This is a genomic window from Clostridium gelidum, assembly GCF_019977655.1.
In the GTDB taxonomy this organism is placed as follows: Bacteria; Bacillota; Clostridia; order Clostridiales; family Clostridiaceae; genus Clostridium; species Clostridium gelidum.
The window spans coordinates 3,624,350-3,636,206 of record NZ_AP024849.1; the positions used below are offsets into that span (position 1 = coordinate 3,624,350).

Consider the following 11,857-nt stretch of genomic DNA (forward strand, 5'->3'; position numbering starts at 1 on the left):
CAAAAAACATCAACATGATTTAACTATTGTAAATCACTTATAGAATATTTGGTAAATATCGCATTATTCATTTTTATTAATTACTACATCAAAATTTACTAGTGTGTAGCATAATAAATACACCTGCCTATAGCTTTACCACATTTTTCAAACTCGACTAGACCTATCACTACTAGTATTAACAACGTTAAAACAACATGTTTCACTATAAAGTTATAAATTTTATCTATAAAAGGTGTATAATTCATATCATTAAATCTTCCTTTTATAAAAATATATTTTATTTCTTTTTTACAGCAACTTCTGCATCTTTTATGAATATTAAGTTTAAATCATATATTGTTTTATTCAATTTTAATCACATTCCCAATTACTCTTACACTATCATTATAAACTATTATTCCATCACCATCTTTACAAACATAAACTACCGTATTCTTAAGTCTTGCATAAGTTCTAACTGAATCCAATGATTCTTCTGTTCCATTCCAGTGAGGCATAAATTCAAATTCTACAAAACCTAAAGCACACTTATCATCAATACCTATAAAATTTTCATCACCGTCCTCACCATAACCCGCTATTTCAATTGTTTTAGTCATGAGAATACTTCCAGCACTAATACCTATCAAAATTCCACCATTATTTACATACGATTGTAATTGTTCTACAAGACCTCTTTTCCTCAAAAGATGAAGGAAGTAAAACGTATTACCACCTGAAAGATGTATTGCATCAAATTTAAATATGTCCTTTATTTTTAATTCATCATATTCTAAATCTAAATCAAAATACTGTATGTTTTCAATTCCTAAAGTATTATAATATTTCACCTTAGGCTTAAAATACTTTCTTGAAATGTCTGAACATGAAGGTATATATGCTATCGATGGATTTTTCTTATTAAGCATTTTTAAAAGTTCATCATCAATTTTCCTATTTTCTTTAATCAATTGGTCACTATATAATATTAACTTTGCCATTACCATGCCCCCATTTAATCATGTTACTTTGATTTCTATGCAATTCGCTTTTAATTACTATTCTGTATGATACAATATAACTATTATATTATAATTGTATTTATTTACAAGTTTTTCATATGTTTATATTGATACTATTGTCTAATAAATTCATATTTTTAAGATGATATTAATTGAAAAACTCAAAAAGAAGCTAAATCTAAATTAAAGGTTTATGAAGATAACTTTGCTAACAAAAGTGACAATTCAACCTTAGGTAGCTTCTACTATGATTGGTTATGGAATATTAAGAGGCCATCATTAAAAGATTCCACCTTTGAAAAATGGGAAGGAGTATGAGAAGATTAATTGTATGTTTGATTAAAGGGCCGTTACAATATTGCAACAGCCCCTAATCTTATTTAATATACTTTTGATTTTTGCTATTAGGCTTATCTGGCAAAGTCCGCTTTAACTTGCCATTTTCTAATAGAGGATTTACAACTGCTTCAAATACGGCTCTTTCTGCATAATCTGGCTTTTCTATTCTATCCATTAATACTACATTATGTGACCAAGTAATTTGTGCAACAACCTGTTGCACAAATTCTAGACTTTTATACTCTAATGCAAATTTTCTCATATATTTTAAGTTTCTTGGAGAAAAGCCTTTTAAATCTTGGAATTCTGATTTAATTTCTTTTGCAATATTATCGATTACTTTTGCTCCCCATTCATCTTTATTTTGATAATCTAATATAATATTGCCTATATTCCAATATAATATTAGATTATCAAAAGAACCTATATGCTCCGTTCATCTACTGTTAGAAAACTTAATGAACTTAAGAGCATTCACCCTAATTTAAATACTTATGTCAGTACTTTGGTTGATTTAGCTATAGCTCATTATTATGAGCATATAATCAATCAAGGTGGCACACAATAATTTATTTTTAATATTATTATTGATTGCAAAGATTTATTTATCCCTTAATATGAAATAATATACTTCCTCACATATATCCTAATTAGGAGGTGATGATCATGGAAGTTAATGAATTAATTAATCTTATAGTCAATAATGGGTTTGCTATAGCTGTTGCTGCATATTTGCTAATACGCTTAGAGAAACAAATTAATAACTTATCTACATCAATTAATAAACTCAATACCATAATATCAACAAAGCTTGGGGTTGTTATAGATGCAGCTGGATCTAGTGATGATTCTAATAAAGTGGCATGAGAAAAGGCGATAAACATTTTGATTTAATGTTTATTGCCTTTTAAATTACAGATAATTTATGAATTATAATACCTCATATTACCACTTAGGTAATATTAACCATATTATTTGCAAGAAATATAGATTTAGTGCATTTATGCTTAGTATTGTGTGTTAAAAAAATCGTAAATCCAATCTCTTGAATAATACGATTTTACAATTTAGTCTTTAATTTTATTAATTCATCATTAAAGAATAATGTGAAATAATTTAACTACAACTTGGAATTTGCGATAATAATCAATCCACTTTCTGCGCACATAATAGACATGGTTGCATCTTTTCTCATTAACATTAATGAGACGTGTCGTTTACCAAACTAGCAATAGCTTCAACTATGCATTTCCACGTTCCCTTAGGCATATCATGTCCCATTCCTTCAATCAAAAGTAATTTAGCATTAGGTATTGTGCGTGCTGTATCTTTTCCTGCTTCAACAGGAAACAATGGATCTGCAGTTCCATGAATCACCAGTGTTGGAACTGTTAATAATGAAAGGTGTTGTCTCCTATCTCCATTAGCGACCAACGCCGCATTTTGGCGTACAGCTCCTTGTGGATAATAAGAACGATCATAGCTTTCTTCAGTATACCGTATTGCACGTTCTTCTTCAAAAGGAAACCCTCTACTCCAAAGACTTTTCCACATACGTAAAGTATAATCAATATATGCATCTCGTCCATTTGGGGGCGTTGCTGTAACAATCTCCAATGTTTCTGGTGATATTTGTGGATTATTGGGATTACCTGTAGATGACATAATAGAAATTAAACTATATATACGTGAAGGGTGACTATAGGCAAAAACCTGAGCAATCATGCCTCCCATAGAAGCACCACAGATGTAAGCCTTCTTTATATCCAACGCATCTAATAAGCCAGCCACATCATCAGCCATATCTTCCAATGTATATGGTGTCTTAATTGGTTTTCCCTCTTGTGCTGCCTGGTATATTCTTACCATATCAGGAATACCCGCCGCATCGAATTTTGTAGACAATCCCACATCGCGGTTGTCAAAGCGTATAACTTGTAAATTTTCCTTTGCAAGCATTTCACAAAAATCTGGTTCCCAAAAATTTAGCTGAGCACCATTTCCTGCAATAAGTACTATAGTGGGATTTGTCTTCTCCCCAAAAATTTCATATTCAATTTGTATTCCATTTGCATTTACGCGTGCCATCGCATATATCCCCCTTTTGTATTTTTATTATGAATATAATACTATAAAACGTCTGTTTATCAATTTGTAAATAAGCGATTGTTACTTCACAATAATTTACTATTCTGTATTAATTATAGCACAGTTTGTAAAAATCGTATTATTCAGTTTTCAAAGAGGTTGAGTCAAGTAAAAGTTGGCAAGAATTTTATTTAAATTATTATCCATTATTTTACATTGCATTTTTAAAATTTCCCTACCCATACTGTATATTTAACTATAACTAATATCACTAAATGATTTTAATCCACATAAATCACGTACTATTTTTCTACCTAACGTTGCGGCAGCTCCGCTATACGGAATTTGTGCACTATTGCACTTATATGCCTTACACTTATTAGATTCTTTATTCGCTTGAAATACTGTTAATGGTAGTTTTGCAACTACTGTATCAATAACATCATCAGAAATAATATTTCTGTAGATTTTATCTACAGTATCAAACAACCTATTACTAAATTTTTCAGATAATATTTTAGATAAATTATCTGCACCATTAATAGACCAGCTCATTTTTCTGCCCTTCATTCTTTGAGCTAATACATCACAAATATTATGTTCCATTGTGCCTAGATTCTTGTATTCCATGCCTTCCGGCGCCGTAGGCATGTTTATGTCACTTCTTAATTTATACGGTATTAATCCATCTCTATTGTGAACAAAGTAATCATATAATTCAGTAAGCTTCTTAAATGCAATATCTTTTTCGTTTGTAAGTATCATCATATTTACAATAGTTTCTAGACCTTCATCAATTTTACCTTCTCTAAATAGTTTTAGTAATTGCTTTTGAGCTCTTTTATCACTTACCTTACGTATAATCGCTTGGCCTACATGAAATGGATCTAGCTGAAAATGAATGTCTTCATCCTCACAAGTTGCTTTAATCCAATTTGCTCCATCACCGTTTAATATTCTAGTTTGAATTTCATCTACATTGTATTTTTCTGAAATTGTTGCGCTAGCAAGCTTTTTAAAGTGATTGGAATTGCTAAAGCTTGCACAAACAGTTTTATCAACAACCACATATTCTTTTTTGCTCCCTGGGCGTAAAGTCCAGCCAGTATATGATACTGCTAGTTTTAACTCTTTCTTTTTATTTTTCCCTTTTGGTCTATCATTACCTTGAAGATAGAGCCAAACTCCATCTTGCTCCTGAAACAATACTGGTACTTCCTTTTCGCCTTTTAATGCACCTTTGTCATTTAACTCAATTTTACGATTTTCTATTTCTTTAATCTTTTCCCCAAGTGTTTGAACTATGTTCCAAACGCCTTGAGCACTAATATCTTGATTACACATAGTTTTAATATTCTCAGATGTCTTTCTAAAAGAAACCTCCGTCACGTTAGTTAAAATAGTTTCTACGAGATTTATAGACACATTTCCTAAAGTGTCCATCCCTAAATACTCATCCAAAAGGTACTTAGTTGCTTTCTTACCATCTTCAAGTTTAAATTCATAAATGCGCCTAGAATACTCTACGTTCCCCATAATAGTCCTCAAACAAGTTTGCTTACGACCTTTATTACGGTAAACCTTGCTATCTCTTTCATTAAGTAGTTTTTCATCTAAAAATTCTAATATACTTTTTAAAGCATTACAAGCTTCGTCACAAGCATATTTATAAATTCTTTTCTCTAACTCCTTGAAAGTCATTCCTTTATCATTTAAACTTAATTCATACATAAATATAACTCCATTCTATTTAGTCTTAGCAACTTAATTATAATGGATAATTTATGTATTTGGGAGATGCTTTCGCATCTCCTTTTACTATTTATACAGTTTTTATTACTGTTTCTGCCTACTAAAATTATACTCTAACTTTCAAAGAACATTTTTATAATTTGCTATGTCATATCTACAAACTACTTGCTATATTAGAATTGCGCAGTACTTAAATATAAAAAAATACCGCAAATTCATTTCTGTAAAATGTACCCTATAAGATAGACAGTAAATAAAATATCTATCTTATAGGGTTTTTATGTATAATAAAACAAAGAGATAGGAGTAGATTTTATGAGTAATAAGTTATTTACAAAAGAAGAAATAGAATTGATATCTAGAAATAAATATGTAAAAAATGTTAGTGAAAGATCAATTACATATACAGATGAATTCAGACGAATTTTTATATCAGAATACGAAAAAGGAAAGTTTCCACGAAAGATATTTGAAGAATCTGATTTCGTGATAAGTATCTTAGAGATTGGACGAATTGAATCGATAAGTAAAAAATGGCGTGCTGCCTATAAGGAAAACGGTATACATGGTTTAGATGATACAAGAAAAGGCAAAGCTGGGCGACCTCGTGATAAGGAACTTTCTATAGACGAAAAATATGAACGTCTTAAAGTACAAACTACTCTACTGAAAGCTGAGAATGAATTATTAAAAAAACTCGATTTGATAGAAAGGAGAGTGATAAAACGAAAATAGGTTCATTAACAAAAGAAAATTTCATTCTTATTAAATCAGTAATTAAAAAATATAAATTAAAGAATATGACAAGCTATTTATGCACATTAGCTGGTGTATCACGTTCTGGATATTATAATTATTTTTCAGCAAAATCCGAATGCTTGCGCAGCAAGCGCAACGATAATGATTTGGAAGTTAAAGATATAATTTTAAAGGCATTCAACTTCAAAAAACATAAAAAAGGTGCAAGACAAATAAAGATGGTATTGAAATCTCAATATGGAGTTGTATATAATCTAAAACGTATTCGCAGACTTATGAAAAAATATGACATAGTTTGTCCTTATAGAAAAGCAAATCCATATAGACGAATGGTAAAAGCAACTAAAGAACATAAAGTCTTACCTAATGTGCTTAATAGGAATTTCAAACAGAATACCCCTGGCAAAGTATTGCTTACGGATATTACCTATTTGTTCTATAAAAATAAAAGCAAAAAGGCTTATTTGTCGACCATTAAAGATGCATCAACTAATGAAATAATGGCTTATAATGTATCTGATAGTCTCACATTAGATATAGTTATCGATACTATCACCAATCTTAAGAAATCAAAAAGTGTAAAATTTCATCCTGAAGCTTTCATTCATTCAGATCAAGGATCACACTACACAAGTCCTAAATTTCAGAAGTTAGTAAAAGAATGTGGGTTTGGTCAATCTATGTCTAGACGAGGAAACTGTTGGGACAACGCCCCGCAGGAATCATTCTTTGGGCATTTCAAAGATGAAGTAAACATAAAACAATGCCAAACATTAGAAGACCTAAAAAATGAGATAGACCAGTACATGATTTATTATAACAACTATAGATATCAATGGAATTTAAAAAGGATGACTCCTGTTGAATACAGAAATCATCTCATTGATTCTACACAGTATTTTTAACAATGTCCTTTACAAAGGGTACATTTTACTGAATAATGCGGTACTATATTAATTATTCATTTTTAAATAGCTTTTTATTTATTCATTATCGTATGCTAACCAATCAGCCACAATTCCATCAATCTTAGATCTATCCCAAGTTTCAGCTCTTAAAACAAATCCAGATTTTGTTATTGAATGAACATAAATTCTATAATAAAGGGTTGGTGTAATAGTAGCTTGAACTTCTCGTATTCCAGCAACAACTTCTGGAACTTCTGTGAACTCCTTTTTAAATTTCACATATTGTTCTACTGCCCTTAAAGTTCCATCTCCATTATTAAGATGATATCCAGGTATACCAGGATTAAAAGCTACACTTCCTGAACGTATCATATTGAATCCCTCCCAATAAACTAATTTTATTATAATATATATTATGTTAATTTCTGTACAAATGTTCTAACTTTTCATCTTATATAATCATTTATTTTCTAGTACCACATTATTCAATTTTCAAAGAACATTTTCTAAATTTACTGCGTCAAATCTACATTTTGCGTAGATTATATGGATAATGGATAGTTTTCTTTATAATGAAAAAAATAATCTTACATCACTTAACCCTGCACGCTTTAATAGTATTACGCAAAAAATACCACAAATTCATAATGTGGCATCTTAATTTGTTATTTTTCATATTTAATTTTATTACTAACCAATTTGCATACTAATAGTTAATTTTTTATGCTACTTTTATAAAAACTAATCACAGTTCCCCCCATATTGTCTGGAGTATCTTTACTTTCAAGAATAGCATATCTAATTGCATCATCTGTACTTACCTTTGCCATTTTAGGGTAATAACGTGGCTTTCCTTGTACGAATTTATTTTTATCTGCATAAGCATCATATACTAAATCTTTTATTACTTTACCGTCAGTTTCATACTCTTCAAGTTTATTAACTAATAATGTACCATCCTTTTCGATTCCTCCTTTAATTACACGTACATAACCTTCTTTACCATTATTAAATGAATCAATAAATTTATCTAATGACGCTATATTATATACTTCCAGCTCTTTGCTATTATCTCTATTAATCATTATTACACTGCCATTTTTAATGGATTTCTCGAAATTTCTAGCTTCTTCTATATCAGGCTTCTTTAAATCAATTATTTCTTGAAATGATGCTTCTAATTTCTTAGCTTCTTCTTCTATTTTAGCCTTCTCTAAATCATCTTTTTCTTGAGTTGGAGTAGTTTCAGTAGAAACTATGGACTTATTATTAATAGTTTCAATACTATTCTTATTATTTGTACATCCGCTAATAACTAAAACTGATGTTACAATACTTGCTAATAATATATACCTTTTCACGACTTGCCTCCTAAAATTTGTAATTATATCCAATCTACACACTACGCAATCGCTCAACAAGCATTATGCTTATTTTTTTATAAAATTGGAAATTGTCTATTATTCTTTATATACCTTATAATGTGGCTTTTCACAATTTTTTTCCCAAAAACCTTCTATCCCCCATTTTTTAATTTCCCGATTGCCTTTAAGCCATTGCAGATATACTTCTTCTTCAAAAATTTTCTGTGTTTTATCACAAGGAAATTCAGCACATTCACCGCAATAATCAATATCACGTTCTTTTGTACATTCAAGAATAAAGCATCCCTTTATACTACATCCATGATGTTCTCTGTCGCGACATCCCGAACACTTACCTGCACTGTACTTTGTGAGCTCTTCTTGAAAGATTTTAAATCGCTCAACCTCATTTGGAGAATGCTTTTCATAAAATTCACAGATACCTTCCGTATATTTTGATAATTGTTTTGCTGCTACCGAAATCACTCCCTGTTCATAAGCGCTACAGGTATGGCACATTAAAGAACATGGAGCTATTTTTTCTAGTAATTCTTTTTTCTTCAAACGCTCATCCTCCTTTTTACATCATTCTTTAAGTGAAATTTCGTTAAACTCAAACTCAATCATCCCACAATATGGCATTAATTCAGTTGATTTGAATTGTCGCATTAACTCCCCATGCGCTACAACAATTATTTTGCTATACTTATCATTGTAATTTTTTAAGCAGTTGTATGCTCTGCAAAAAACCATTTTTGCCGTTTCCCAATTTTTTTGCTCATTTTGAGGATAAATCCCACTATGAGCCAAATAATCTTCATAAGCAATATGTACATTTGACTTTGTTGCTTTTTGATAAGTTAAGTCAGGTTGCCATTCTCTTAGTTCCACTTCGACAAGTATATCAAGCTTTGTTTCAGTAGCAACATAAGAAGCTGTTTGCAAAGCTCTGGTAAGTGGCGATGATAAAATGATTTGGGCATCTTTCAAAATTGGATTTTTTGCTACCGATTTTGCTTGCATAATGCCGTTTGAAGAAAGTGGCGCTAAATCTATACCATGTCCATTTATATTTTGTTCCTCGCAAAATGAGGAATCGTATTGACCATGTCTAATCATAATAACTCGCATGTTTTACCTCCATATTTCTTTATATTCCATCGTAAATAATATAAATAATCTATTTTTACTCTGTTTTTTTCTATAAACAATTATAGTAAGTTATTCTTAAGCTTCAATATCATAGCATTTTGTGAAAGATAATTATCATAAGGAATCACATTCTTATCAATTTTCTCTTCTGAAATTGATTCCAGCTTGTTATTGTCGAATAAATATCTGCTAAATTGCAATTGCTTAAGTTTCTTCTTAGCTTCTTTTTTCTTTTCATCATTATCATCTGATACAGTATTCTTTTTTCCACTCATAAAATCTGCACATGCTAATATTTCAATTTCACCATCATCTTTAACAATGACTTTATATTCATATAATTGAGCGTTCTCAAATCCTTGAGGTGTAGCTGCATCTTTTATCTTTGCCATCATATTCTCAGCATATTTGGGATCATTTTTCATTTTTTCAAGCACCTTTGGAGATACTGTGATTTTAGGAATTCGGGCATTTGTACAAACTGGTTCGTCTTTCCACTTTTCGTAATAATCTGCAACATCTGCTGATGTCATTGACTTAATTGTAACATCTGCGTTTGGTATGTTCTCTTTTATTTGACTAACATAATATGTTGAATCTTTAATTTCTCCGGTGTTTGTTGTAACTGTTTTTCGTGCATTCCCAACTGTAGATTTATATATTTCATTTGTATTTACAGTTGGACTAAAATTGATACTCATAGAATTACCCCCTAAAATATATTGAAATCTTACATTATCTCATTATAAATGGTACCACTTATCCCTTAATATTACAATTAAGTATTGACTACAGCATATTTTGTAAATATCCCATTATTCAATTTTCAAAGAACACTTTTTAATTAGTTACTATGCCAAATCTACATGCTATGAACTATTATCTCTTAATCCAATCTACATATTGAATTAGAATTACGCACTATTGTTCGTTATTTTTAACACCGATAATAAGTGTTTTTCCTAATGCTTTAAAAATCTTATCTGCATTCTCTAGACTTATTTTTCTTTTACCACTTTCCCAATATTCTATAGCTCTTGAACTACAACCAACCGCTTCTGCTAATTTTTTTGTAGATAAATTATTCTTAGTTCTTTCTGTGGCAATCATCAATCCTATATTCATTGTTACGCCTCGCTTTCTACATTTGAATATTTATTTTCTAAGTTCACATAATAACAATATATTTATTTAGGTAAAAATAAATTTAAAGGTGGTTAGGCTCATGAAAAAATTTATTTCTATACTCTCTATTTTTTTGTTTCTATCATTTAATATAAATACAACAACTACTATGGCACAGGAGAAAAGATTTAAAGAGGGATTCTACAGCACAACTAATCTAGGTCTATTGGAAAATGTTTCTTATAAAGTTCAAAACGTATCTGATTATAACGGATTTATTATTGTCTTTGATTCTGATCAGAAAATACAACAAGCAATATCACTAGAACCACATTCAATACAACATCCTCTTAAAACTATTAGAAGTACTGATAGAGTTATAATATTAGGTAAAGGTGAGCTAATATTCCCTTATTAAACTTTGAGAGTCCTTTTTTATTTAAGGACTTTCTCTGCTTTAAATAGTCCTTTATTAGTATGACGCATTAAAAAAAATCGCAAATTCAATCTATTGAATAATACGATTTTACAATTTGCTATTTATTTTTATTGATTCATAATTTATGAATAATATGCAACTATTTTCTATTTTGCGGACATGGCATTATACCAATTTCTAAATTCAATAGAGAAGTGATTTAAATGCCCACGTATAAGGGTGTCTGGTGCGGCTTTAGGTAAAATTATAGCTAATTTTGCCTGCATTCCGTCTTTGTGGTCGCGCAGTTCATGTAATGCGTAAGCAATTATTTTTCCGTTTGTGCTTTTTACAATTGCAGCAAAACCAATTGGGTAGTCTTTATCTGCTAGAACTGGTATTGTAGAATCGATATCAGTAAAATTCAAGAACATATGCCACGGATATTCGAATTCTCCTAAGTTTTCAATCACCTCTCCTCGTCCATCTGGCAACATGCGATTGAGATAGTGATCGGGATGGGCGACACCTAATGCACTCCCTTCATTTCTTTCCATCATACCAATGAACCAGGAATGGAATTGTTCTGCACTCACTCCTGGCATTTCCATCACGACAAATCCGGACTTCCATTCTCCATTTGACTCGTTAGCCCATTTTTCAGTTTGAATGGTAGCTGCGTTAAGTTCTTCCTCTATTAGTGTTACCATTGCATCATTACCAATTTTGTTCTTCAAAAAAGCAAGTGATCTGCGAGCCCTCACCAATTCTATATTCTGAATATCTTGATCAGTCAGGCATTCCTCGCCAATATAAGCAGTAGCTGAATAGGGTGAATTTTTTGTAGTATTCATAACTTTCTACCTCCATTTATTATAAACTAAATTGAAAGCAACACTATGTTGTTTTATACTTATATTATATTACGAAATTCTTCATAATCAATGA

Annotated in this window: 14 protein-coding genes; 3 read left to right on the plus strand and 11 right to left on the minus strand. The window is 30.5% G+C overall.

Features of this window, described 5'->3' with window-relative positions:
- Nucleotides 1-344: 344 nt before the first annotated feature.
- Nucleotides 345-983 (minus strand): Type 1 glutamine amidotransferase-like domain-containing protein, encoded by a 639-nt coding sequence (locus tag psyc5s11_RS16625; RefSeq protein WP_224033611.1) that lies wholly within the window; start codon nucleotides 981-983, stop codon nucleotides 345-347.
- A 397-nt stretch (nucleotides 984-1,380) separates the two neighbouring features.
- Nucleotides 1,381-1,770: a DUF1016 N-terminal domain-containing protein gene (locus tag psyc5s11_RS16630; RefSeq protein ID WP_311196453.1), complete on the minus strand. Its 390-nt coding sequence runs from the start codon at nucleotides 1,768-1,770 to the stop codon at nucleotides 1,381-1,383.
- 239 nt (nucleotides 1,771-2,009) lie between these two features.
- Between psyc5s11_RS16630 and psyc5s11_RS16635 the strand changes: the two genes are divergently transcribed.
- Complete coding sequence (locus tag psyc5s11_RS16635; protein WP_224033612.1) at nucleotides 2,010-2,210, plus strand: YvrJ family protein; 201 nt, start codon at nucleotides 2,010-2,012, stop codon at nucleotides 2,208-2,210.
- A 333-nt stretch (nucleotides 2,211-2,543) separates the two neighbouring features.
- On the opposite strand, the gene psyc5s11_RS16640 is transcribed toward psyc5s11_RS16635, so the two are convergent.
- Together psyc5s11_RS16640 and psyc5s11_RS16645 are read right to left on the minus strand one after the other, a co-directional pair.
- On the minus strand, nucleotides 2,544-3,431 hold the full coding sequence (locus psyc5s11_RS16640; protein ID WP_224033613.1) for an alpha/beta fold hydrolase: 888 nt from the start codon (nucleotides 3,429-3,431) through the stop codon (nucleotides 2,544-2,546).
- 252 nt (nucleotides 3,432-3,683) lie between these two features.
- Nucleotides 3,684-5,162: an ISLre2 family transposase gene (locus psyc5s11_RS16645; protein ID WP_224033258.1), complete on the minus strand. Its 1,479-nt coding sequence runs from the start codon at nucleotides 5,160-5,162 to the stop codon at nucleotides 3,684-3,686.
- 336 nt (nucleotides 5,163-5,498) lie between these two features.
- Here psyc5s11_RS16645 and psyc5s11_RS16650 point away from each other — a divergent pair.
- A protein-coding gene (locus tag psyc5s11_RS16650; protein WP_375541960.1) for an IS3 family transposase occupies nucleotides 5,499-6,847 on the plus strand; the annotation gives its coding sequence in 2 pieces (ribosomal slippage) (nucleotides 5,499-5,886 and nucleotides 5,886-6,847; 1,350 coding nt in all).
- Nucleotides 6,848-6,925: 78 nt separating this feature from the next.
- Here the strand turns inward: psyc5s11_RS16650 and psyc5s11_RS16655 are convergent.
- From psyc5s11_RS16655 to psyc5s11_RS16680, 6 genes are all read right to left on the minus strand, one after another.
- The gene (locus psyc5s11_RS16655) at nucleotides 6,926-7,222 is read right to left on the minus strand and encodes an H-type lectin domain-containing protein (protein ID WP_224033614.1); all 297 of its coding nucleotides are present in this window, start codon (nucleotides 7,220-7,222) and stop codon (nucleotides 6,926-6,928) included.
- Between the two features lie 341 nt (nucleotides 7,223-7,563).
- On the minus strand, nucleotides 7,564-8,211 hold the full coding sequence (locus psyc5s11_RS16660; protein WP_224033615.1) for a DUF4362 domain-containing protein: 648 nt from the start codon (nucleotides 8,209-8,211) through the stop codon (nucleotides 7,564-7,566).
- A 99-nt stretch (nucleotides 8,212-8,310) separates the two neighbouring features.
- Complete coding sequence (locus psyc5s11_RS16665; RefSeq protein ID WP_224033616.1) at nucleotides 8,311-8,778, minus strand: DUF3795 domain-containing protein; 468 nt, start codon at nucleotides 8,776-8,778, stop codon at nucleotides 8,311-8,313.
- A gap of 21 nt (nucleotides 8,779-8,799) precedes the next feature.
- Nucleotides 8,800-9,345 (minus strand): histidine phosphatase family protein, encoded by a 546-nt coding sequence (locus psyc5s11_RS16670; protein WP_224033617.1) that lies wholly within the window; start codon nucleotides 9,343-9,345, stop codon nucleotides 8,800-8,802.
- Nucleotides 9,346-9,425: 80 nt separating this feature from the next.
- Nucleotides 9,426-10,067 (minus strand): DUF6033 family protein, encoded by a 642-nt coding sequence (locus tag psyc5s11_RS16675; protein WP_224033618.1) that lies wholly within the window; start codon nucleotides 10,065-10,067, stop codon nucleotides 9,426-9,428.
- Between the two features lie 220 nt (nucleotides 10,068-10,287).
- Nucleotides 10,288-10,491, minus strand: a complete 204-nt coding sequence (locus psyc5s11_RS16680; RefSeq protein WP_224033619.1) for a helix-turn-helix transcriptional regulator — start codon at nucleotides 10,489-10,491, stop codon at nucleotides 10,288-10,290.
- A 100-nt stretch (nucleotides 10,492-10,591) separates the two neighbouring features.
- Here psyc5s11_RS16680 and psyc5s11_RS16685 point away from each other — a divergent pair, with 100 nt between their 5' ends.
- Complete coding sequence (locus tag psyc5s11_RS16685; RefSeq protein ID WP_224033620.1) at nucleotides 10,592-10,909, plus strand: hypothetical protein; 318 nt, start codon at nucleotides 10,592-10,594, stop codon at nucleotides 10,907-10,909.
- A gap of 167 nt (nucleotides 10,910-11,076) precedes the next feature.
- On the opposite strand, the gene psyc5s11_RS16690 is transcribed toward psyc5s11_RS16685, so the two are convergent.
- The gene (locus psyc5s11_RS16690; protein ID WP_224033621.1) at nucleotides 11,077-11,763 is read right to left on the minus strand and encodes a hypothetical protein; all 687 of its coding nucleotides are present in this window, start codon (nucleotides 11,761-11,763) and stop codon (nucleotides 11,077-11,079) included.
- Nucleotides 11,764-11,857 lie beyond the last annotated feature (94 nt).

What these genes read in the sequence shown, in the direction of transcription:
- psyc5s11_RS16625 (WP_224033611.1), bottom strand. Translation starts at nt 983, where the DNA reads ATGGCAAAGTTAATATTATATAGTGACCAATTGATTAAAGAAAATAGG.
- psyc5s11_RS16635 (WP_224033612.1), top strand. Translation starts at nt 2,010, where the DNA reads ATGGAAGTTAATGAATTAATTAATCTTATAGTCAATAATGGGTTTGCT.
- psyc5s11_RS16640 (WP_224033613.1), bottom strand. Translation starts at nt 3,431, where the DNA reads ATGGCACGCGTAAATGCAAATGGAATACAAATTGAATATGAAATTTTT.
- psyc5s11_RS16645 (WP_224033258.1), bottom strand. Translation starts at nt 5,162, where the DNA reads ATGTATGAATTAAGTTTAAATGATAAAGGAATGACTTTCAAGGAGTTA.
- psyc5s11_RS16655 (WP_224033614.1), bottom strand. Translation starts at nt 7,222, where the DNA reads ATGATACGTTCAGGAAGTGTAGCTTTTAATCCTGGTATACCTGGATAT.
- psyc5s11_RS16670 (WP_224033617.1), bottom strand. Translation starts at nt 9,345, where the DNA reads ATGCGAGTTATTATGATTAGACATGGTCAATACGATTCCTCATTTTGC.
- psyc5s11_RS16675 (WP_224033618.1), bottom strand. Translation starts at nt 10,067, where the DNA reads ATGAGTATCAATTTTAGTCCAACTGTAAATACAAATGAAATATATAAA.
- psyc5s11_RS16680 (WP_224033619.1), bottom strand. Translation starts at nt 10,491, where the DNA reads ATGAATATAGGATTGATGATTGCCACAGAAAGAACTAAGAATAATTTA.
- psyc5s11_RS16685 (WP_224033620.1), top strand. Translation starts at nt 10,592, where the DNA reads ATGAAAAAATTTATTTCTATACTCTCTATTTTTTTGTTTCTATCATTT.
- psyc5s11_RS16690 (WP_224033621.1), bottom strand. Translation starts at nt 11,763, where the DNA reads ATGAATACTACAAAAAATTCACCCTATTCAGCTACTGCTTATATTGGC.